The sequence below is a fragment of the Georhizobium profundi genome (assembly GCF_003952725.1).
Lineage (GTDB): Bacteria > Pseudomonadota > Alphaproteobacteria > Rhizobiales > Rhizobiaceae > Georhizobium > Georhizobium profundi.
This window is the reverse complement of record NZ_CP032509.1, coordinates 1,200,902-1,220,881: the sequence shown is the minus strand read 5'-3', so window position 1 is coordinate 1,220,881 and position 19,980 is coordinate 1,200,902. Positions and strand designations below refer to the sequence as shown.

Here is a 19,980-nt window from a genome sequence, read left to right as displayed (position 1 = left end):
ATAGCGCGCTGCAGTCTACCCTGTGCAGCTTCGGATGGTATCAGGCGAGATATCCGAGACGGATCGCCTTGGCGATCGCCTGGATGCGATTGACGGAATCGAGCTTCGCAGTCGCCGTGCCGAGATAGGCGTTGACCGTGTGGACCGACAGTTCCAGGCGGTCGGCGATCGCTTCTGATTTCAAGCCGTCACCGGCCAGTTGCAGGCATTCCAGTTCCCGCTCATTGAGCTTCTGGCGTGGTGCTGCTTCGCGAATGTCGAGCATCAGGAGAAGCTTCATCACCTTGAAACTGCGGCGATGAAGGTTGAGCAGCATTTCCGCGTCACAGGACAGGTCCTCACCGGCAAACAGCGTCAAGCCATTGCCGAGACCACCAAGCTTGACCGGAAACGCGATGATGTCGAGCCCCTCGGCCGTCACCGGCAGGCACCCTACCTCGCCCATCTGCGAAGCACAGCCGTTCAAATCTGGCGAGCTGGCGAAACCGTGGATCAGCGGAGCCAGCGAACGTTCCATGTGCCCGATCACGGCCCGCGAGAAGCGCGCATTGAAGCCGGTCGCGATGTCGCCGCTGCCCTTGCCGGCGCACCGGCTCAGCACGCAGTGCGTCGCCGCGCGCGCGGCATTTGGCGATAGCCGAAGAAGAAAACGGCTTTCGGCGCCAAGTGCCTCGGCCATCTCGCGCAACTGCTCGTCGATCGCAACCACCGAGCACTCTTTGTCCTTGACCTGAAATGTCGGTTGCCCGGCAGTTTTGGTGTGACCGATTTGAATGTTCAACGCGGTGGCCTCCTTAGATCAAGCTATGTCTGACAGCGTAAGCGATCGCTTCCGATCGGGTCTTCGTCGCCGTCTTGCGCATGATGCTCGTGATGTAGTTGTTCACCGTGTTCCGCGAGATGCCGATGATCATCGAGATCTCGTCGCTGGTCTTGCCTTCGGCGATCCAGTTCAGGCACTCGATCTCACGCTCGGTCAGATCGAGAACGCTGGACGGAACGTAGGTGGCTTCGTCGAATCGCGCTGCGAAATACGCGCTGAGCAAGGCGACATCGTGAACCCGTTCGCGCGCAACGACGATATCGCTGCGAAACAGGAAGATGACCGAGAGCCGCGCCTGGCCCGTGCAGAACGGGAAGGCGCAGTAGATGCGGCTCAGGTGCTCGGGCATTCTCAACGTCGCCGGCGCGCGGATAAAAGCCGGCTCCATGATCGCCATGCAGCGTTCGAGTTCGTTGCGCTTGGACTGCTGCTTGATCACATGCTGCCCGAGCGTGCGCACGAGGTCGAACGGCCAGTTGGACGAGACGATGTGGTCGAAGCCATCTTCGTTGAGCATGTCCTGGCGGGCGAGCATGTAATGCTCGGCGCCGACGAAGCTGCTCATGAGTTCAAAGCCGGCCGGCAGATCGCCGCGCTCGGCACATTGCGCCAGCTTGCCGATGAGAACGCTGCGGTCGATCATGTTCGCCGACCGCCCGCGGTTGCCTCATCCGCACACAGCATAAGTGAGGACGCCCGCCCAGCGCCCGAAAAAAACATCACTCTTGGCTCCTTCGCCAAACGGTGTCGAAGATACGCAAGAACGCGAAACGTTACGTAGCCAGATCGGTGATTCGTCCCTTAACAAAACGTTACGCAGGGCTCCCGCGGGTGTCCACTGCCAATCCTAGCCATTTACGGCGGGCTAGCGATGTGGAGTGATTCGCGTGGCGGTCGCGCAACATTTCGGATCAATAAAACTGGTAGCCGGACGGCTTAAACGGCGATAATTGCAATTAATCGCTACGCTTACTTGTATTGTCGTTTACCGGAATGAACTAATGCGGAGGGCGTTCATGTCGACCCAAGGGCGGAGGGTCGACATATTCTAAATGGCGAGTACCTGTGGTGTGAACGACAAGATGCAAGCTCCGACCGATTTTCTCGATCAGGCGACGATCAATCTTCTCTCGGAGTTTTGCATCGTCGATCATTGGTCCGCCAACCTCGCCAATGCGATGCTGAAGATCGGACATCGGGCGCGCACCCTGCATGGCCTCCCGGAAGACCGAACGGCTTTCGGCCTGCTGGAACTCGTGCGCTGCTACGACGACAGCATCCACGACAAGATCATCAAGCTCTTTGAACATGCGGCGTTTGAAAGCCGACCGTTCAACTTTTCCGCGGCCATCAAGCAGCCGTCGGACGACCACCGCATCGTGCATTGCTTCGGCGCTTATCGGTCGCTCGAGGACCAGTCCGACGGTGAGGAGCTCTACGGGGTGTTTCTCTTCTCGCGCGGCACCTACGGCCATCTTTGAAGGCAGCCCCGATCAGGCCGCCTTCTCAATCGCCCATTTCCGCAGGATCTTGGCTGCCCGCTCTTCGTTCAGTTCGACCATGCGAGCCAGACGCTTCTCCGGGCCTTCCTTCATCCGGCGATTGTAGCCGCTGCTCTCCTCGCTGCCGAGGAGATCCGTTTCCGGATCGAAGCCGAAATCCGCACCGAACCCTTCCATCGGCATGGCGCCTGTCCCCATCGACGGGCTGAAGTCGCCAAGCGCTGCATCGGCTTCCTGAGCAGGAGCTACGGACGTACCGACGGACCTGGCCAGCGGGCGAAGTCCGAACCAGACGACCAGAAGCGCGACCACGATGAAGGCGAGTGCATTGATCATGCTGCCGGCATGGCGCGAAAGGTTCTCCAGAATGGAGCCTTCGACCGCGGCTTCTTCGAGAAGCTGGTTCTCAAGAAACGCCATGGCATTCAAGGACACGACGTCGCCCCGGTTCTGGCTGAAACCAGCGGCCGAGCGCACGATGTTCTCCATGTCTGCAAGATAGGCGTCGATCTGCTCCTGGGTGGCGTTCTCGCCGATCATCGCAGCAATGCGGCCGCGATTGACGACGACGGCAATCGACAGTTGCTCGATCGTGTAGCTGTTCTTGACCGTCTCGATCGTCTTCGAATTGATCTCGAAATTCGTCTGTTCTTCGCGCCGATCGAGCGACTCGTTGGAAGAAGGACCGCCGCCGGTACCTTCCGGTGCAGCCTGCGGCAGGTTCTGTTCGACCGTCGCAGGCGTGTCACCCTCGGCACGGTTCGAGCGTTCCTCCTCGCGGGTCACCCGAACCGAACGCTCGACGCGTGATTCCGGATCGAAGGTGGTCTCGCGGATCTGCTGGCTGTCGGTGTTCAGGTTGGCGCGAACGCTGGCGCGGAAATTGTCGACGCCGAGAAATGGCGCAAGCGCCTTCTCGATGCTCGTCTCGATCTCGCGCTCCACCAGCTGCACAAGGCTCATCGAGCGATTGAGCGCGCTGTTGGTCATGTCGTCGCCAGAAGCGAGCAACTGGCCGGTGGAGTCGAGCACTGTCACATTGTCGATGCCGAGGCCCGGAACGGATGCTGCCACGAGATGACGCACCGATTCCGCGGCCCGCTGTCCGTTCGTGCCCGACGTGCGGATCATGACGGATGCTGACGGCTCCTGTTCGCCACGCCGGAAGTTGCCGCGATCGGGCATGACGATGTGGACGCGGGCGGCGGAGATGCCGCTGATGGACTGGATGGTCCGAGCGATCTCACCTTCGAGCGCGCGAACGCGGGTCACTTCCTGCATGAATGAGGTCAGGCCGAGCGAACCGACATTGTCGAACAGCTCATAGCCGCCATTGGCGCTGTCGGGCAGGCCGCGCTCGGCAAGAAACGCCCTCACGGAACCCACTTGACCGACCGGGACGAGAAGGGTCGAACCATCTGTGCCGACGGCAAAATCCATATTTGCTTCGGAAAGTGCCATCGAAACGCGGCTCAGGTCCTCCGGCTCGAGGCCGACATAGACCGTCTCCATCGTCGGTTTGTTCAGATAGAGGCCCGCCGCCACGATCATCGCAATGGCGAGCGCGGTCCCGCCGAGCATGGCCATGATGCGCATCTGGCCGAGGGCCATGAACCGCTTGGAAAGTGGTGCCAGTTGGCTCAACAGATTCATTCTGTGCCCGTTCAACTGCAAAATTCGACGCGTCACGGCGTGACACGCCATGCGATCCTGTCAGGGCCGACAATAGGCAGTGAAACTTGCGCGAAGATGTTGCGCCCTGAACGCAGCCGGGCACAGCTGCAAGCGGGCGTCAGCGGCTTAGAAAAGCTCGATGTCGCCGCTCTCCTTCACCGCATCGCGGCGACCGTCCGCCTCGCCGGACAGGCGGCTCTTCACGTCGGACAAGGTCATGATGCGAAGCGCGTCCTGAAGGTGGATCGCAACGCCGTGAGGAACATTGACCGAAAGCGCGTCGAGGAAATGGCCGAGGCCACGCAGGCGCTGGATCGTGAGATCCAGCGTTTGCAGCCGCATGACGCGCGCGTCGTCGCCATGGTCTGCCTCTCCGGCGGTCAGATCATGCTCGATCGCCTCCACCGCGCCGGCAAGATCGATCATCTCGTTGGCCAGGCGGCCCAGAAGATGGCTCAGTGGTTGACCGGCCTCGTCCTGCTCCAGTCGGCGTCGTGCGTGCTCGGCCATTATGTCATGCTCCAGAAAAGGCACTTCGGCGTGGTCGACGCCGTCAATCAAAAGAATTCCACGCCGCCATCCGCGGGAGCCGGCGCCACGGGACGAGGACGCTCCATTTCAACGGCGCGCTGCGTCTGAGTGTTGTCGAGCGCATGCTGTCTGGCACGTCCGCTCACCGGCCAGAACTCGACTTTGCGGCCGAGATCGCCCCCGGTCGAGGCGTTGATGATCGGAATGCGCTCGTCGGTCAGAAACCGCGTCGCAAACTCCGCGTTCTGCCTGCCGACATTGGAAAACTGCGCGATGGTCTGCGCTCCGCCGAAGATCTTCGCCTGCAGCCGATCGCGGCGCGCGCCGTTCTTCAAGAGCTCGTTGATCAGCAGTTCCATCAGATGCACGCCGTATCGGGTCGCGGCGTTGCCGGAGGACCCCGGTCCGCCGGGCAGCAGGAAGTGGTTCATCCCACCGATTCCGGCGGCCGAATCCCGCAGGCACGCGGCGACGCAGGAGCCGAGGATCGTGGTCAGAACGACGTTCGGATCGTCGCTGACGTGATACTCTCCCTGAATGACATGAACGCGCCGGACCGCACCGGCTGTCATTTCAGGGCACCGAAGACGGCCTCGATCGCCGCCTGCATCTTTTCCACCGTGAAGGGTTTGGACAGCACGTTATTCGCACCAAGCTGCGCAGCCTTCTGCACCAGGGCGCGATCGCCCTGTGCAGTCAGCATGATGAACGCCGCCCGCTTCGTCTGTGCATTGGAGCGGATCGCCTGCAAAAGCCCGAGGCCATCCATCTTCGGCATGTTGAAATCCGAGATAACCAGATGATGCGGCTGCTGCTGCATGATCGCGAGACCTTGCTGACCGTCGCCTGCTACGGTGATCTGCGAAAAGCCCAATGACTGGAGCGCTTCGCCGAGCAGCAGGCGGCTGGTCACCTGGTCGTCAACGATGAGTACTTTGATTTTTTGCGCAAGCGACATCACACAACCCCGATTTTCTTGGCCGCCGTTGCGGCAATAATTTCATCTCCGATGGCATCGAGGGGCAGCTGCATCGCCACAGCTCCTATCTCCTGCGCAACGCGAGGCATTCCATAGACAACAGCACTGCGTTCGTCCTGACCGAACGTTGCAGCTCCCGCCTGGCGCATGGCGAGCAGGCCCTGGGCGCCGTCCCGGCCCATGCCGGTCAGGATCGCGCCGACGGCGTTCTTGCCCGCCGTGGCGGCAACCGAGCGGAACAGGACGTCGACCGACGGCCGGTGGCCGTTCACCGTTCCACTTTCCACCAGCCGGCACCGCGGTCCCGATCCGTTGGTGATTTCCAGATGACGCTCGCCGCCTGGCGCGAGATAGACGCGGCCGAAGGACAAGGGCTCGCCATCGATCGCCTCGGTCACTTTCGGCGCGCACAGGCGATCCAGCCGTTCCGCGAAGCTGCGCGTGAAGGATGCCGGCATATGCTGCGTGATGACCGTCGGCGGGCAGTTGGCTGGAAACCGCGAGAGAACCTGGATCAGCGCCTCAACACCACCGGTCGATGCACCGATCGCGATGATGCGGTTGCGCGGGCGGTAGTCCGAGGTGACAGGCGCCGGCGCAGCCTTTTCCGAAGGCCGCTGATAGCTCCGCTTCAGCCGCGATGCGGCCGCTTCCTTGACCAGTGTCGTCAGTCCTGCAAACGGCTTGCCTTCGCCTGGAACCGGCTTTCCGATACAGTCGAAAGCGCCGATCTCAAGCGCCGCCAGCGTCGCTTCGGCCCCTCGCTGCGTCAGCGTCGACACCATGATCACCGGCATCGGCCGCAGTTGCATGATCTTTTCTAGGAACTCGAGCCCGCTCATGCTGGGCATCTCGATATCGAGCGTCACCACGTCGGGATCGAGTGCCTTGATGGCGCTTCTCGCTTCCATGGCGTTCGACGCCTGGCCAACGACCTCGATATCCGGATCGGCATTGAGCACGGCCGAAATCATCATCCGCATCGTGGCGGAGTCATCGACGACGATCACCCTGATGGGAGAGTTCATAACGTGCCGCTCCTGCCTGCCGGCCTGCCCGAGTTCTTGCGGTAAGTGGTGATGGCGACGTTGTCGAAACCGTCCTTCGCCGGGCCAGACACCCGCTCGGAATGGCCGATATAAAGGTGACCGCCCTCCTCCAGCGTTTGGTAATAGCGGCTCCAAACGCGAGCCTGGGTCTGCTCGTCGAAATAGATCACGACGTTGCGGCAGAAGATCACCTGGAAGGTCCCTTTGAAGGGCCATTCACGCAAAAGATTGAGCTCACGAAACGCGATCAGTTGTTTGACCTGCGAGGAGACTTCCCAACGGGCCCCGGCCTCGCCTTTCGCCTCGTGGATGAAGCGCGAACGCAGCGCGGATGGCACCGTCTCTACCGCATGGTCGTCGTAACGCCCCGCTTTCGCCTTCGAGATGATCTTCGGATCGATGTCGCTCGCGAGAATTCGGAAATCGTAGGAAGCGATCTCCGGCATCAGCGACAGGACGGTCAAACCGATCGAATAGGGCTCCTGGCCGTCCGAGCAGCCGGCCGACCAGATCCGCACCCGTCCCCCGGCTTTCGCCTGCTTCAGGAGCGGTGGCAGAACGGTGTCGCGCAGATGGTCGAAATGGTGGTTCTCGCGAAAGAAGCGCGTGAAGTTCGTCGTCAGGAACGACAGCATCTCACGCCGCTCGTCCGCACCTTCCGGTGAAGAGACGAGTTCGCAATAGTCACGGAAGCTCGACAGGCGCAGTTGGCGAATGCGCTTGGAAAGCCGCGAATAGACGAGCGAGGCCTTGGTCTCGTTGAGATGGATGCCTGCGTCAGCGTAGATCATCGCCGCGATCTCGTTGAGATCACGACGGGTCAGCGGAAATTCGCCGCTGACCAACAGCTCTTCGCCAGGCAGGCCTCCGCCGTCGCGCGCCAGTGGGCGTGTCATGCAGCTTCGCTTTCGCTCGACTTGAAGAGGGCTTCGAGTTCGATGAGACAGATCATCCGACCCTCGATCGCCAGCACACCGCGGGCAAACGACTTGTCGAGCTCGGAGGAGACTTCCGGCGTCGGCTGGATGTTCTGGCTCGTGACCGACAATATGTCGGAGACTGCATCGACCAGAAGCCCGACGACCTTCTTGTGCACCTGAGCCACGATGATGACGTGCCGCGCAGTCGGATCGGCTGCCTTCATGCCGAGACGGCTCGACAGATCGATGATGGGAAGCACCGCGCCGCGCAGGTTGATGACGCCGAGCACGAAGCCCGGGGAGTGCGGCAAAGCGGTCGCGGGGGTCCAGCCCCGGATTTCCCGCACCGACATGATGTCGACGCAGAATTCCTGATCGCCGATACGGAAAGCGATGAGTTCGCGAACGCCGTCGGCCTGTGTCCTGGCAAGTTCGTTCATGGTCCTATCCTACTGCTGCGAGGGAAAGTTCGGGCCGCGCCTGGTCGCCGCGAGAACCCGCGACGACGGCATCGACGTCGAGAATGAGGGCAACACGCCCATCACCGAGAATGGTGGCCGCGGCAATGCCCGGCACGTGATCGTAGTTGGCTTCGAGGCTCTTGATGACGACCTGGCGTTGGCCCTGGATGGCATCGACCATGAGCGCGCGCTGGCCGCCGCCTTCCGTTTCGACGAGCACGGCCACGCTTTGAACCGGATCAGCCTGCTCGCGGCGGAAGGACAGCACCCGCCCGACATCGACCAGCGGACAAAAGGTGTCGCGGATCGAGATCAGGCGCTGTTCCGCGCCGAAGCGGTGGATCTTCGAGGCTTCCGGCTGCAGCGTTTCCACGATCGCCGTCAGTGGCACGACCAGCGTCTGGTTGGCGACCGAGACGACCATGCCATCGAGCACCGCAAGCGTCAGCGGCAGGCTCATGGTGAAGACCGAGCCTTCGCCGGGCCTGGAGACGATCGAGATGCGACCACCCAACTGCTGGATCGAGCGCTTGACCACATCCATGCCGACGCCGCGGCCCGAAATGTCGGAGATCTTGTCGGCGGTCGAGAAGCCCGCGTGGAAGATCAGGTTGTCGATTTCCTCGTCCGACAGGTTCGCGTCCGCACTGATCAGGCCGTTCTCGATCGCCTTTTTGCGGACGCGCTCGCGGTTGATGCCGGCGCCGTCATCGGCGATCTCGATCACGATACGGCCGGACCTGTGCTTGGCGGCAAGACGCAGCGTACCTTCCTCCGGCTTGCCTGCGGCGAGCCGCTTCTCCGGTGTCTCGAGCCCGTGGTCGACCGCATTGCGGATCATGTGCGTCAGCGGCTCGGCAAGCTTGTCGATGACGGTCTTGTCGACCTCGGTGTTCTCGCCTTCCGTCACCAGACGCACGTTCTTGCCAGTCATGTCGGCGATTTCGCGTACGATCCGCGACATGCGCTGGAAGACTGGCTTCACCGGCTGAGCGCGGATCGCCATCACGCTGTCCTGGATTTCCCGGGTCAGCTGCTGCAGTTCCTCTAGGCCCATATTGATGGCCGACGTGCCGGCGGCACTCTCATTGACGCTCTGCGCCAGCATTGCCTGGTTGATGACCAGCTCGCCGACGAGGTTGATCAGCCGGTCGACGCGGTCGAGATCGACGCGGATGGTTGGAGCGACCGTTTCCGCTGCACGACGATCCCCACCCTGGCGGCGGTCGGCCGCATCGGGATCGGCCCCCCGCTTGGCCGCCGCTTCCGCGATGGAGATGACGGGGGCGACCGGAGCAGGTGCCGCAGGCGTGGCAGCCACGGGCGCAGCAACCGGCTGCGGGGCGATCGTATCGGCCACCGTCAGATTATCGAATGCGGACAGATCGAAGGGCACGGGAACCATGCCGCTGTCGTCTACCGAGGCAGTTGGTTTCGCAGGCGTGAACTTCGGAGCAGGCGCCTTGACCGGTGCAGGCGTCTCTATCGGAGCCATCAGCACGATCTCTTCAGCCGGCTGAACCGCAGAAACGTCTCCCGAAGGCACGATCGTCAGGTCGCAATCCCACTCGGCGAATTCGAAGACCCGCTGAATCGGTGCTTCGTCGGCCAGACCGGTCACTTCGATCGTCCAGGAGAGATAGGCACCCTCCGGGTCCATCTGCGCGAGGTCCGGAAGATCGGTGCTGTCGCACGCGATCTTCGCCGCGCCGAGCTTGGCGACATCGCGCAACAGCAGATAGGCGTCGTTGCCCTTACCGTAGAGCTCGGCGCGCGGCCGAAAGGTTACGACGAAGCCCGAGGCTGCGGCGGCGGTGTCTTCGTCATCGAAATCGTCGAAGGAGAACGGCACAGGCGCGAAGTCGGCACTTTGCGGTTCTTCCAGCATCACCGGCACCGGCGTGAACTCAGGCTCGGCTTCGGCCGGCTTCTCGCCGCTCGATACGCCTTCGCCGCGTGCCAGCGCCTCCAGGTCGGCAACGAGCGATGCGCTGCGATCCTGGTCGATCTGGTCGCCATGGCGGGCAGCGTTGGTGAGGTCGGCCAAGACGTCGGCAGACTTCAGCATCACCTTCAAAACATCGTGTGTCGGCTCAAGTTGTCCAGAGCGCACCTTATCCAAAGTGGTTTCAAACACATGGGCGAATGCCACGAGATCGTCGAGCGCGAACGCACCGGCGCCGCCCTTGATCGAGTGCACTGCCCGGAAGACGGCATTGACGGTTTCCGGATCGGTATCGCCGTCATTCAGCGCGAGAAGACCCGTTTCCAGTTCGGCGAGTTGCTCCTCGCACTCCTGGAAGAAAATCTCTCTGATTTCGTTCATATCCATGATGTCGATCCCGTCAGGCCGTCACGCGCTCGATGGCGTCGATAAGTTTGGCAGGGTCGAAGGGCTTCACGATCCAGCCGGTGGCACCGGCCTGGCGTGCGCGGTTCTTCTTTTCCTGGTCGCTTTCCGTCGTCAGCACGAGGATCGGAATGGCGCGGGTGCGCTCGTCCCGCCGCACGCCTTCGATGAATCCGAAGCCATCGAGCCGCGGCATGTTGATGTCGGTCACGATCACGTCCGGATTGGAACGGGCGAGAACTTCGAGGCCCTCGACGCCGTCCTCTGCCTGGATGGTCTCGTAGCCGGCCCCGGACAGGGTCATCAGCAGCATGTTGCGGATCGTGCGGGAATCGTCGACCGTCAGCACCGTCTTCTTCATCGTGTCGTCTCCGTAGCGGGCGTCAGATCACCGGCAAAACCCATCTGCCGGAGTGCGTTGAGGAAACCGTCGGAAGGACGATCGATCGAAAAGCCGGCGCCGTCGCGCTGCCAGGCATTTCGCGCCGCCAAGAGAACCTGCAGGCACTGTCCGCCGATCCGCTCGACCCGCGAGGCATCGAGTGCCAACGGCGTGCCGCGGCGCGCAAGAAGGCGATCGCGCAGAGGCGCTGCCGCGTTGAGGTCCAGGACCGTCGGCAGTTCGACGATCTGTGCATCGTCCATCATCGTCATCGTTCCATTCATGCGTGCTGTCCCTTGAAGAGTGCGGCCGTCCCGCCGCCTTCCCGCGTTGCCGTCGTCGTCATGCTCCAAGGCTCCGCAGGTAGCCCCAGGCATCGTTGTCCCGAGAATGTCGCTTGTTCGCGACGGGTTCTGTCGATCGTGCCGTTTCTCGCCGCCCATAGGCGTGTGGCGCGACCGGCATACCGACGCGATCTTCAACGTGAGACCCACCGTGAAGCGCGACCGACATGATGTGAGAGATCGATGCCTTGGCCGCCTGGCCGGCGCGATCGATCGCATCGAACGTCTCTGCCATGCGCCCGAAACCCTGACCGAGAAGGCCGCAATCGGACTTGATAGCGATCAGGTCCTCGCCTGCAGTCTTAGCGTCCACGTCGACCGCCGACATGCGCAGCAGCACGTCCTTGAGGATATCGCGGGTCTCTCTGACCCGCGCGGAGCCCTGGACCACATGCGATTTCGTTTGTGCGACGATGCGTTTGATGTCCTTGGCCGCATCCGCCGAGCGCTCCGCCAGCGCCCGCACTTCTGAAGCAACCACAGCAAAGCCGCGGCCGGCGTCGCCGGCACGTGCCGCCTCGATGCCCGCGTTTAACGCAAGCAGGTTCGTCTGGAATGCAATGTCGTCGACCGAGCCGATTAGTCGGCTGATCTCTTCTGCCGACCGCTCGATATCGGCCATCGCTGCCATTGTGTGGGCGGCGGCGCTGTCGCCTTCGCTTGCTTTTGCACGCGTGTCACTGAGCGAGGTTCCCACGACAGCAAGCCGCGCCTCTGCCGTGCCGACGGCAGCAGAAAGATGCGCGCTGTTCTGGCGCGCCGTCTCCACGACAAGACGCGCTTCGCCGGTCAGGGCGAGCACTTGCTCCTGCGCATTCTCGGCAAGCACGCCGCTCGACCTCAGCGTCTTCGTGGCCTCGGCGAGTGCGCCCCGGTGCTGATCCAGTTCGACGAGCACCGCATTGATGGTGCCGGCAACGGTCGCAAGGCTGTCGGGAAGTCGCGCCGGCTCGAGACGACGGCCGGTGTCTCCCCGCGCGGCGTGCTGCAGAGGCGGCAGAAGCACCGTTTCGATCCGCTGGCGGGTATCGAGCCGGCGCGCTTCGGCTTCGCGCTTGAATGTGTCTTCAAGGCGCGCAGCGCGTTCGCTCACCATCGCCTCGATGTCGGCAAAAACGCTCTTCACCAGCGCCGAGACCGCAGTCAGATCCACGCCTTCTGGTTTGCTGAGAGATGGCCAGCGCCGCTGACGTGGCTGTTCGACGATGGTGGTGATGGCCGCTTCGATGGCCTGCCCGTAAGCCGCGAGCACAAGCCCGATAGGCGCGCCGGCCTCGGTCAATACGGGGTCGATTTCCGCGCGTGCAAGATCGTCCTGATTATCGAGGATCGCATCCAAGCGCTGGGCTAGTGAGCGCTTCAGGCGCCCCTGCATGTTCCCGTCGATCGCGCCGCTTTGTTGCGCGCTGTCCAGGCAGGAGACGATGCCGCTCTTTGCAGAAGTCCCGAGGATGGGCAACACGAGCCGCAAGGCTTCGCGCTCGCCCTGGCCGATCGTCGATGCGACGAATGCGGTCCGGTCGCTGCGAAAACCATGCTCGTTGAGCCGATCCTGCCTCAAGGTGATCCTAACCGGTCATGCAGGCGCGCATCCGCCCCGGTCGAGACCGGAAACGCCACGTCACTTACATGCCTGAACTCTGTCGGGAAAATACCGGTCTCTGTCCGGTACGACGAACCGGCATCATGCCTGAGGGGAATGGCTGTGCGCCCCCACACCCACTGCGTCGTGATGGCGAGACTATGATCGAAGTCCTTGCGCGAAGGTTAACCATCGAGAGCAAGTTCCTGAGTGGTCGTCCCGCCGCCCCTCGCCTTTCAGGGGGGTTTTGCATTGCCGCGCAAGATAAATAATGCCAGTATTGCGTTGCAGCAACAAATGTTGCGGGTACGACCTTTTAACCCTTCGACACGGCCGGGGCGGCGCGATACCATCGACGCCAAAGTATTAACCTTGTGCGCCAACGATGTCGAAACCGCCTCAACTGGCCGACCGATTTGAAGTGGCCGCGTCGCTCGGCGCGTCGCTGCTCGCAATGGCTCGCGATCGTGACATCGACATTGACATTGACAGCATTGCGCGGTCGATGGGGCTCAGCACATCGAGCTTCAACGATTTTTCGACGCGCATCAGCCTGGACCGACTGTGTCGGCTGTTCGAATCGCTCGCGATCATTTCCGGCGATCCCGCCTTTGGACTGAAAGCGGCCGATCATCTAGAGCCCGGAAGCACGGGCATCTATGGCTACGGTATGTTGAGTGCGCCGACGCTCGCCGAGTCGCTCTCCTTTGCCGTGCGTCATCATCGCCTGCTGATGGAAACGCAGCACTGCGCGATCGTCGTCAAAGGGGAGATCGCGCGGCTCGAGTGGTCGCTGCCCGCGCTCATCGTGCGCCACGATCAGTTCACCGATTATTTTGCTGCGCTCTTTGCGGCACGTTACCGCGGTCTGCTCGGGCTGAACCTGCGCGCGGCGCGCTTCCTCCTGCAAAGGCCGCCGCCCGCCGCGCTTGGCCTCTATCGCCGTAAGCTGGCAACCAATCTGCGCTTCGGCGAGCCGATGAATGCCATCGAATTTCCGGCCAGCCTGATGGCGACGCCGAACCCGAAGGCCGACGCGCGGCTCCATCGCCTCATGGAAGAACAATGCAACAAGCAGGCGGAATTGAAGGTCGAAAACGACGACCTCCAGACGCGCATCCGGCTCTTTCTGCTGCAGAACCTATCCGCTGGCGAACCGACGCTCGAGCATGTGGCCCGCCACATGGGCATGAGCGAGCGAACGCTTCAGCGCCGCTTGGCTGAAGCGGGGACATCTCACAACGACCTCATCGACCAGACGCGCTGCGAATGGGCGCGCCGTCTTCTGCGTGACAGCGAGCGCAGCATCTCCGACATCGGCTACGAACTCGGCTTTTCCCAGCCAAGCGCCTTCACCAGGTCGACGCGGCGTTGGTTCGGCCGATCGCCGAGCGAACTCCGTCGGGAATTGCGGAGCTCCTCTCGTCACTGAAATTTTGTGCATTGCAGCATCCGGATTGGCGTCGCGGGTCAAACCCGCCAAGGTAAATTCGTATATTAGGCTTTTATCGCCGCCGGTCGCCCTGACCGCCGCGAAGCGCTTTGCCGCCCGCATGGATGTCGGCAGCCCTCAGACTCTCATTGTAGAGTTCGAAAGACGACCATGAACAAGATGAACGAGTTGGGCGCCAGCGCGCTCAGCCAGCACGAGATGGATTGCCTGCGCCTGCTCGCGGACGGCCGCGACACCACATTGATCGCCGCCCAGCTAGGCCGCTCGGTCGGCGAAATCGAGCAGACGCTGGATCAGGCTGCCATGCAGATGGGTGTCTCGAGCCGCCTACACGCCGTCATCAAGGCCATGCGTCTCGGCCTCGTCGGATAAAGCCATAACAAAGGGGCCAGCCGGTTTGTCATGAGCCGGTCGGAACCGCCTTCACGCCGACCTCGTCTTTCAGCGTCTTCAACACGATCTCCGACCGTACCTGCGTCACCTGTGGCTGCGGCAGGAGCTTTTCGTGGACGAAGCGCGCGAACGCGGCGAGATCGGGAACGCGGATGTCGAGCACATAATCCGCATCGCCGGACACCGAGTGGGCTGCCCGCACCTCCTCATGACGTGCGAGAAACGCGGCAAAGGCAGCCTCCTGCTCCTGGCCGTGCGAACGGAGGTTGACGCGGGTGATTGCGCGCATGCCGAAGCCGAGCGCATCCGCGTCCACAAGCGCGCCGTAGCCCTTGATCAGTCCGCCGGCTTCAAGTGCCGCCCGCCTTCGCGAGCATTGCGACGGCGACAAATGGACCTCGGCCGCGAGGTCGGCATTGGTCAGCGTTGCGTCCCGCTGCAGCGCATTGAGTATTGCAGCATCGACGCGGTCGATACGAATTTCTTGCATCGAGGCTCGCTTCTTATCGATTTCGATGCATCATCGTCGTCATGCACGCATGAGATTGCAAGCCGCTTGCATGCCTCCGGCAGTAGAATGATGACCGTTCTGCAGCGAGGAGGATACGCATGGGACCCTTTCCACACGACGCACCGAAGGCCACGATCTCTGAAGCCAACCCGGCCGGCACGGATGGGTTCGAATTCGTCGAGTTCGCCCATCCCGAACCGGAGGTTCTCGATGGTCTGTTCCGCCAGATGGGCTTCACCCCGGTCGCCAGACACCGCAGCAAGGCGATCACCCTCTACCGCCAGGGCGATATCAATTACCTGCTGAACGCCGAGCCCCGCTCCCATGCCGCGCGATTTTGCGCCGAACACGGCCCGTGCGCCCCGGCCATGGCCTGGCGCGTCGTCGACGCGAAGCACGCGTTTGACCGCGCCGTCAGCCTGGGCGCCGAGCCCTACAACGGCGACGGAAAGTCCATCGATGCGCCCGCGGTCGTCGGTATCGGCGGATCGCTCCTCTATTTCATCGATCAGTATGGCGAGAATGGCAGTTGCTATTCGGCAGACTATGAGTGGCTGGGTGAGACCGATCCTAAGCCGCAGGGCTTCGGCTTCTTCTATCTCGACCACCTGACGCACAATGTCGTGCGCGGCAACATGGACACCTGGTACCGGTTCTATGCCGAGACCTTCAATTTCCGCGAGATCCGGTTCTTCGATATCAAGGGCAAGCAGACGGGCCTCACGTCGCGCGCCCTCACCTCGCCCGATGGCAAGATCCGCATTCCCATCAACGAAAGCGCCGACGAGCACAGCCAGATCGAAGAATATCTGCGCGAATATCGCGGCGAAGGCATCCAGCATATCGCGATCGCGACGAATGACATCTACAGCGCCACCGACAGCATCGCTGATGCCGGCATGAAGTTTATGCCCGGTCCACCGGACGTCTATTACGAGATGTCCCTCAATCGCGTCGAAGGCCACCAGGAGCCGCTGGAACACCTGAAGAAGCGTGGCATCCTGATCGACGGCGAAGGCGTCGTCGGTGGCGGCGAGACCCGCGTGCTGCTGCAGATCTTCTCCAAGACCGTGATCGGCCCGATCTTCTTCGAGTTCATCCAACGCAAGGGCGACGATGGCTTTGGTGAAGGCAATTTCCGCGCGCTGTTCGAATCGATCGAGGAAGACCAGGTCCGGCGCGGCGTGCTGAGCAGACCGGAAGCGGCCGAATAGCGCTTGGGCGAATTGCGGGCAGCCGGCCGGTCAATTCTGGTCGGTTGCAACGGAAGAGATGCGCTTCAGGGAAATGGTGCCCAGGGACGGAGTCGAACCGCCGACACTGCGATTTTCAGTCGCATGCTCTACCAACTGAGCTACCTGGGCATCTTCTTGATCCGCCGACATTTCTGCGGTGGGAAAGGCCGTTGGCTGGCCCTTCGAAGTGGGCGGGTTATAGCCACCCGAAATTGCGGTGTCCAGCACCCGGCACCGAAATTTGTCAGTCTATTCGCGGCCTGTTTGATCGTCGTCCGGCAGGCTGCCATCGCCCTCTTCCGGATCGTCTTCGTGCACCGGAATGACATAGGCTCCCGTCAGCCATCGATTGAGGTCGATTTCCTTGCAGCGGGTCGAGCAGAACGGAAACGTGGCCCGGCTGGAGGGTTTACCGCATTCCGGGCACGGCCGCGGCTTGCGCAAGGGCGTCACTTTGCCGTCGACACCGTCAATCATGCTCAGCGTGCTTCCAGCCAGTTCAAATGCACGTCGTAACCCTCGCCCGTCAGGAGACCTACGGTCTCATAAAGCGGCAAGCCGACGACGTTCGTATAGGAGCCAACGAGCTTGACCACGAAGGCACCGGCAAAACCCTGGATGGCGTACCCACCCGCCTTGCCGCGCCACTGGCCCGATGCCAGGTAGGAATCGATTTCAACCGTCGACAGCCGCTTGAAGCGCACCCGTGTCTCCACGATCGTCTGCCGCAGCTTGCCGGACGGCGTGATGACGCACACACCAGTAAACACGCGGTGCGAACGGCCGGAGAGCAGGTAGAGGGCGTTCGATGCCTCATCCACCCGCTCGGGCTTGCCGATGCTGCGCCGGCCGACAGAAACCACGGTGTCCGCCGAGAGAATGAAATGGCCCTTGAGCGCTGGATCCGACACGATCGCGGCGCGCGCAGCCTCCGCCTTCTCCTTCGACAGGCGCCGGGCAAGCGAGCGAGGGTGCTCCGACTTTGCCGGCGTCTCGTCGATTTCCATCGGCATCAGCTTGTCAGGCTCGATGCCGGCCTGCGCAAGCAGTTCGACCCGCCGAGGCGAACCGGATGCAAGAATGAGTTTCTTGGACAACGCCATGGGTGAGCCCGAGCCGCAGCCGTTCCGCCGGCCGCCTGGGGCCGTCTGGAAGGCTATTTGAAGCGATAGGTGATGCGGCCCTTGGTCAGGTCATAGGGCGTCATTTCGACAAGCACCTTGTCACCAGCCAGCACGCGGATGCGGTTTTTGCGCATGCGTCCGGCAGTGTGGGCGATGATCTCGTGCTCGTTTTCCAGCTTCACGCGGAAGGTCGCATTCGGAAGCAGTTCGGTCACGACGCCCGGAAACTCCAGGACTTCTTCTTTTGCCATACAGGTCGGTTCTTTCTTTTTTTAAGTGCCCAGGCCGAGGCCTCGGCCGAAATTGGGCGGAAACTACACAATCCGGTTACCTTTGTGAACCGTCGAGATCATGCCGGCGACTGCGATGCCACTTGGGCCAACCGCGGCCAGATCAGTCGCGTCTGGACCTGAACCGCGCCATAATCGCAGTCCTGATCCGGTCGCGCACATCGCGATAACTCTCCAGGATCTGCTCGCGCGTCCCAGTCGCGACCGTCGGATCCGGCATCGGCCAGTAGATCACGTCGACCGCATTTGTCCGCGTCAGCTCCAGCGCCCGGTGATGCGCCTCCGGAGCGAGCGTGACGATGACGTCGAAAAAGCCATCCTCGAGATCGTCGAGCAGTTGCGGTTGCCGTTTGCCGAGATCCAGCCCGATCTCGTTCAAAACGGCATCGACGAACGGATCGCGCGTTCCCGGCCTGACGCCCGCCGAAGCGATATAGGTGCCGGGCCCGAGAATGTCACGCGCCATTGCCTCGGCCATCGGCGAGCGGATCGAATTCATGCCGCAAACGAAGAGAACCGAACCCGGATCGCGCCTCTCTTCGGCGGGCGTGTCGGTATCGGCGGGTGGCATCAACCGCGCCAGTGCAGAACGCAGATCAGGGTGAACAAGCGGCGCGCGGTGGCAAAATCGACTTTGATCTTGCCTTCGAGCCGGTCCATCAGCGTTTGCGAACCGTCATTGTGGATGCCGCGGCGCCCCATGTCGATCGCCTCGATCTGGCCCGGCGAGGACGACCGGATTGCATCGTAATAGCTTTCGCAGATCATGAAATAGTCCTTCACGATCCGCCGGAACGGTGTCAGCGACAGGATGTGCGTCACGACCGGATCGCCGCTTTCCGTCGTGACGGCGAAGACGAGGCGCATGTCGACCAGCGAGAGCTTTAGCTTGTACGGTCCGCCCGGGTGCCCCACCGGCTCGAAGCTGTTTTCTTCCACGAGGTCGAAGATGGCGACTGCCCGCTCATGCTCGACATCGGGCGTCGATCGGCCGATCGATTCGTCGAGTTCGACGTCGCTGAGCCGGAAGACGCCCGTTGTCCCCATCACGAACCCGGCATGTTCATGCGGATGGAAACGGAACGCGCATGGGCGTCGAGACCTTCAGCTTCCGCCAGCGCGATGGCCGCCGGCCCGAGCGCGCCCAGTTGATCCGGCCCGAGCTCCAGCACCGACGTGCGCTTGACGTAGTCGAGCACCGAGAGGCCGGACGAGAACCGCGCCGAACGGGCCGTCGGCAGCACGTGGTTGGACCCTCCGACATAGTCGCCGATCACTTCCGGCGTGTGGCGACCCATGAAGACGGCGCCGGCATTGCGAATATGCGGCAGAAGATCGTGCGGCCGCTCGACCGCCAGCTCCAGATGCTCGGCGGCGATCCGATTGATCAGCGGGAGTGCGGCAGTTAGATCGCCCACCGTGATGACGGCGCCATGATCGCGCCAGCTGGCTTCCGCCCGCTCCCGGCCAGACAACGTCGTCAGCTGGGCGAGAACGGCGCGCTCGACGGCATCCGCCAGCTCGCGGTCATCGGTGATGAGAATCGACTGTGCCGCTTCGTCATGCTCGGCCTGCGCCAACAGATCGGCCGCAAGCCAATCGGCACTGTTGCCGCCATCGGCCACCACAAGGACCTCCGACGGGCCGGCGATCATGTCGATGCCGACATGGCCGAACACCTGCCGCTTGGCTGCAGCCACATAGGCGTTGCCCGGTCCGACGATCTTGTCCACCGGCTTGATTGTTTCCGTGCCGAAGGCCAGCGCCGCGACGGCCTGCGCGCCGCCAATGCGGTAGATCTCGGTTACGCCGGCAATGCGCGCAGCCGCAAGCACGACGGGATTGAGCGCACCGGCGCGTGCCGGAACCGTCATGACCAGCCGCTCGACACCGGCCACCCGGGCAGGAACAGCGTTCATCAGGACGGAGCTCGGATAACTCGCCTTGCCGCCCGGCACATAGAGGCCCACCGCCTCGATCGCCGTCCAGCGCGAACCGAGCTTCACGCCAAGCGCATCCTCGTAGAAATCATCGCGCGGGAGCTGGCGGCTGTGATGCGCCTCGATCCGCTCGGCCGCAAGCCGCAACGCATCCAAGGTCCGCGCATCGACCAGATCCATCGCCGCATCGATTTCGGCCTCGGTCACGGCCAGACCGTCATGCTCCAGGTCGATACCGTCATACTGCTTGGACAATTCGATCAGCGCGGCATCACCGCGCGCGCGCACATCGGCAATGATCTTGGCGACAGCATCGCCGACATCGATGGACACTTCGCGCTTGGTTGCAAGCAACGCCGCGAAACGTTCTTCGAAATCCGGTTCCTGATGATCGAGACGAATGGCCAAGCGGCTTGCTCCCTGCACAGATACTTTAG

At 62.4% G+C, this 19,980-nt stretch carries 24 protein-coding genes and 1 tRNA gene; 4 read left to right on the top strand and 21 right to left on the bottom strand.

Translation table 11 applies throughout. The annotated features are described in order from the left end of the window. Window positions 1-40: 40 nt before the first annotated feature. Together D5400_RS05710 and visN are read right to left on the bottom strand one after the other, a co-directional pair. Window positions 41-781, bottom strand: coding sequence for a helix-turn-helix transcriptional regulator (locus D5400_RS05710; protein ID WP_245451446.1), 741 nt, complete (start codon window positions 779-781; stop codon window positions 41-43). A gap of 13 nt (window positions 782-794) precedes the next feature. Next, complete coding sequence (visN, locus tag D5400_RS05705; RefSeq protein ID WP_126008510.1) at window positions 795-1,466, bottom strand: transcriptional regulator VisN; 672 nt, start codon at window positions 1,464-1,466, stop codon at window positions 795-797. Between the two features lie 409 nt (window positions 1,467-1,875). Here visN and D5400_RS05700 point away from each other — a divergent pair, with 409 nt between their 5' ends. Next, window positions 1,876-2,304 carry a hypothetical protein gene (locus tag D5400_RS05700; protein ID WP_126008508.1) on the top strand — a complete coding sequence of 143 codons (429 nt, stop codon included), beginning with the start codon at window positions 1,876-1,878 and terminating at the stop codon, window positions 2,302-2,304. A 12-nt stretch (window positions 2,305-2,316) separates the two neighbouring features. On the opposite strand, the gene fliF is transcribed toward D5400_RS05700, so the two are convergent. The 11 genes from fliF to D5400_RS21930 form a co-directional block, all read right to left on the bottom strand. Then, on the bottom strand, window positions 2,317-3,978 hold the full coding sequence (gene fliF, locus D5400_RS05695; protein ID WP_126008507.1) for a flagellar basal-body MS-ring/collar protein FliF: 1,662 nt from the start codon (window positions 3,976-3,978) through the stop codon (window positions 2,317-2,319). 147 nt (window positions 3,979-4,125) lie between these two features. After that, window positions 4,126-4,509: a hypothetical protein gene (locus D5400_RS05690; protein ID WP_126008506.1), complete on the bottom strand. Its 384-nt coding sequence runs from the start codon at window positions 4,507-4,509 to the stop codon at window positions 4,126-4,128. 47 nt (window positions 4,510-4,556) lie between these two features. Beyond that, window positions 4,557-5,102, bottom strand: coding sequence for a chemotaxis protein CheD (locus D5400_RS05685; RefSeq protein ID WP_126008505.1), 546 nt, complete (start codon window positions 5,100-5,102; stop codon window positions 4,557-4,559). Beyond that, complete coding sequence (locus D5400_RS05680; protein WP_126012811.1) at window positions 5,099-5,488, bottom strand: response regulator; 390 nt, start codon at window positions 5,486-5,488, stop codon at window positions 5,099-5,101. Before D5400_RS05680 ends, D5400_RS05685 begins: the two co-directional genes overlap by 4 nt. Further along, entirely contained in the window at window positions 5,488-6,537 is a 1,050-nt protein-coding gene (locus tag D5400_RS05675) for a protein-glutamate methylesterase/protein-glutamine glutaminase (RefSeq protein WP_126008504.1), read from the bottom strand. The genes D5400_RS05680 and D5400_RS05675 overlap by 1 nt, the downstream gene beginning before the upstream one ends. Further along, entirely contained in the window at window positions 6,534-7,454 is a 921-nt protein-coding gene (locus D5400_RS05670; RefSeq protein WP_126008503.1) for a protein-glutamate O-methyltransferase, read from the bottom strand. Before D5400_RS05670 ends, D5400_RS05675 begins: the two co-directional genes overlap by 4 nt. Beyond that, on the bottom strand, window positions 7,451-7,918 hold the full coding sequence (locus D5400_RS05665) for a chemotaxis protein CheW (RefSeq protein ID WP_126008502.1): 468 nt from the start codon (window positions 7,916-7,918) through the stop codon (window positions 7,451-7,453). Before D5400_RS05665 ends, D5400_RS05670 begins: the two co-directional genes overlap by 4 nt. A 4-nt stretch (window positions 7,919-7,922) precedes the next feature. Then, a complete protein-coding gene (locus tag D5400_RS05660; RefSeq protein WP_126008499.1) occupies window positions 7,923-10,271 on the bottom strand; it encodes a chemotaxis protein CheA in 2,349 nt (782 codons plus the stop codon). A gap of 13 nt (window positions 10,272-10,284) precedes the next feature. After that, window positions 10,285-10,650: a response regulator gene (locus D5400_RS05655; RefSeq protein ID WP_126008498.1), complete on the bottom strand. Its 366-nt coding sequence runs from the start codon at window positions 10,648-10,650 to the stop codon at window positions 10,285-10,287. Then, window positions 10,647-10,955 carry an STAS domain-containing protein gene (locus D5400_RS05650; RefSeq protein ID WP_245451445.1) on the bottom strand — a complete coding sequence of 103 codons (309 nt, stop codon included), beginning with the start codon at window positions 10,953-10,955 and terminating at the stop codon, window positions 10,647-10,649. The genes D5400_RS05655 and D5400_RS05650 overlap by 4 nt, the downstream gene beginning before the upstream one ends. A gap of 58 nt (window positions 10,956-11,013) precedes the next feature. After that, on the bottom strand, window positions 11,014-12,576 hold the full coding sequence (locus D5400_RS21930) for a methyl-accepting chemotaxis protein (RefSeq protein ID WP_126008496.1): 1,563 nt from the start codon (window positions 12,574-12,576) through the stop codon (window positions 11,014-11,016). A gap of 406 nt (window positions 12,577-12,982) precedes the next feature. Between D5400_RS21930 and D5400_RS05640 the strand changes: the two genes are divergently transcribed. Together D5400_RS05640 and D5400_RS05635 are read left to right on the top strand one after the other, a co-directional pair. After that, window positions 12,983-14,029 carry an AraC family transcriptional regulator gene (locus D5400_RS05640; protein WP_126008494.1) on the top strand — a complete coding sequence of 349 codons (1,047 nt, stop codon included), beginning with the start codon at window positions 12,983-12,985 and terminating at the stop codon, window positions 14,027-14,029. Window positions 14,030-14,200: 171 nt separating this feature from the next. Then, complete coding sequence (locus D5400_RS05635) at window positions 14,201-14,422, top strand: helix-turn-helix domain-containing protein (RefSeq protein ID WP_126008492.1); 222 nt, start codon at window positions 14,201-14,203, stop codon at window positions 14,420-14,422. Window positions 14,423-14,450: 28 nt separating this feature from the next. Here D5400_RS05635 and D5400_RS05630 read toward each other — a convergent pair whose 3' ends face one another. After that, window positions 14,451-14,933, bottom strand: a complete 483-nt coding sequence (locus D5400_RS05630; RefSeq protein ID WP_126008491.1) for an Lrp/AsnC family transcriptional regulator — start codon at window positions 14,931-14,933, stop codon at window positions 14,451-14,453. 119 nt (window positions 14,934-15,052) lie between these two features. On the opposite strand from D5400_RS05630, the gene hppD reads away from it, so the two are divergent. After that, window positions 15,053-16,168, top strand: coding sequence for a 4-hydroxyphenylpyruvate dioxygenase (gene hppD, locus D5400_RS05625; RefSeq protein WP_126008488.1), 1,116 nt, complete (start codon window positions 15,053-15,055; stop codon window positions 16,166-16,168). Between the two features lie 74 nt (window positions 16,169-16,242). Here the strand turns inward: hppD and D5400_RS05620 are convergent. From D5400_RS05620 to hisD, 7 genes are all read right to left on the bottom strand, one after another. Continuing rightward, window positions 16,243-16,318 (bottom strand) — tRNA-Phe (locus tag D5400_RS05620). Between the two features lie 120 nt (window positions 16,319-16,438). After that, window positions 16,439-16,666, bottom strand: a complete 228-nt coding sequence (gene yacG / locus D5400_RS05615; RefSeq protein WP_126008486.1) for a DNA gyrase inhibitor YacG — start codon at window positions 16,664-16,666, stop codon at window positions 16,439-16,441. 2 nt (window positions 16,667-16,668) lie between these two features. Next, a complete protein-coding gene (locus tag D5400_RS05610; protein WP_126008484.1) occupies window positions 16,669-17,292 on the bottom strand; it encodes a Maf-like protein in 624 nt (207 codons plus the stop codon). A gap of 53 nt (window positions 17,293-17,345) precedes the next feature. Beyond that, the gene (gene infA, locus D5400_RS05605) at window positions 17,346-17,564 is read right to left on the bottom strand and encodes a translation initiation factor IF-1 (protein WP_004435948.1); all 219 of its coding nucleotides are present in this window, start codon (window positions 17,562-17,564) and stop codon (window positions 17,346-17,348) included. A 142-nt stretch (window positions 17,565-17,706) separates the two neighbouring features. Next, window positions 17,707-18,174: an arsenate-mycothiol transferase ArsC gene (locus D5400_RS05600; RefSeq protein WP_126008482.1), complete on the bottom strand. Its 468-nt coding sequence runs from the start codon at window positions 18,172-18,174 to the stop codon at window positions 17,707-17,709. After that, window positions 18,174-18,650, bottom strand: a complete 477-nt coding sequence (locus D5400_RS05595; RefSeq protein WP_126008480.1) for a UPF0262 family protein — start codon at window positions 18,648-18,650, stop codon at window positions 18,174-18,176. The genes D5400_RS05600 and D5400_RS05595 overlap by 1 nt, the downstream gene beginning before the upstream one ends. Then, complete coding sequence (gene hisD, locus D5400_RS05590) at window positions 18,650-19,951, bottom strand: histidinol dehydrogenase (RefSeq protein ID WP_126008478.1); 1,302 nt, start codon at window positions 19,949-19,951, stop codon at window positions 18,650-18,652. Before hisD ends, D5400_RS05595 begins: the two co-directional genes overlap by 1 nt. Window positions 19,952-19,980 lie beyond the last annotated feature (29 nt).

Coding starts and splice junctions, on each gene's coding strand:
- visN (WP_126008510.1), bottom strand. CDS start 1,466: ATGATCGACCGCAGCGTTCTCATCGGCAAGCTGGCGCAATGTGCCGAG.
- D5400_RS05700 (WP_126008508.1), top strand. CDS start 1,876: ATGGCGAGTACCTGTGGTGTGAACGACAAGATGCAAGCTCCGACCGAT.
- fliF (WP_126008507.1), bottom strand. CDS start 3,978: ATGAATCTGTTGAGCCAACTGGCACCACTTTCCAAGCGGTTCATGGCC.
- D5400_RS05690 (WP_126008506.1), bottom strand. CDS start 4,509: ATGGCCGAGCACGCACGACGCCGACTGGAGCAGGACGAGGCCGGTCAA.
- D5400_RS05685 (WP_126008505.1), bottom strand. CDS start 5,102: ATGACAGCCGGTGCGGTCCGGCGCGTTCATGTCATTCAGGGAGAGTAT.
- D5400_RS05680 (WP_126012811.1), bottom strand. CDS start 5,488: ATGTCGCTTGCGCAAAAAATCAAAGTACTCATCGTTGACGACCAGGTG.
- D5400_RS05675 (WP_126008504.1), bottom strand. CDS start 6,537: ATGAACTCTCCCATCAGGGTGATCGTCGTCGATGACTCCGCCACGATG.
- D5400_RS05670 (WP_126008503.1), bottom strand. CDS start 7,454: ATGACACGCCCACTGGCGCGCGACGGCGGAGGCCTGCCTGGCGAAGAG.
- D5400_RS05665 (WP_126008502.1), bottom strand. CDS start 7,918: ATGAACGAACTTGCCAGGACACAGGCCGACGGCGTTCGCGAACTCATC.
- D5400_RS05660 (WP_126008499.1), bottom strand. CDS start 10,271: ATGGATATGAACGAAATCAGAGAGATTTTCTTCCAGGAGTGCGAGGAG.
- D5400_RS05655 (WP_126008498.1), bottom strand. CDS start 10,650: ATGAAGAAGACGGTGCTGACGGTCGACGATTCCCGCACGATCCGCAAC.
- D5400_RS05650 (WP_245451445.1), bottom strand. CDS start 10,955: ATGAATGGAACGATGACGATGATGGACGATGCACAGATCGTCGAACTG.
- D5400_RS05640 (WP_126008494.1), top strand. CDS start 12,983: ATGTCGAAACCGCCTCAACTGGCCGACCGATTTGAAGTGGCCGCGTCG.
- D5400_RS05635 (WP_126008492.1), top strand. CDS start 14,201: ATGAACAAGATGAACGAGTTGGGCGCCAGCGCGCTCAGCCAGCACGAG.
- D5400_RS05630 (WP_126008491.1), bottom strand. CDS start 14,933: ATGCAAGAAATTCGTATCGACCGCGTCGATGCTGCAATACTCAATGCG.
- hppD (WP_126008488.1), top strand. CDS start 15,053: ATGGGACCCTTTCCACACGACGCACCGAAGGCCACGATCTCTGAAGCC.
- yacG (WP_126008486.1), bottom strand. CDS start 16,666: ATGATTGACGGTGTCGACGGCAAAGTGACGCCCTTGCGCAAGCCGCGG.
- D5400_RS05610 (WP_126008484.1), bottom strand. CDS start 17,292: ATGGCGTTGTCCAAGAAACTCATTCTTGCATCCGGTTCGCCTCGGCGG.
- infA (WP_004435948.1), bottom strand. CDS start 17,564: ATGGCAAAAGAAGAAGTCCTGGAGTTTCCGGGCGTCGTGACCGAACTG.
- D5400_RS05600 (WP_126008482.1), bottom strand. CDS start 18,174: ATGCCACCCGCCGATACCGACACGCCCGCCGAAGAGAGGCGCGATCCG.
- D5400_RS05595 (WP_126008480.1), bottom strand. CDS start 18,650: ATGGGGACAACGGGCGTCTTCCGGCTCAGCGACGTCGAACTCGACGAA.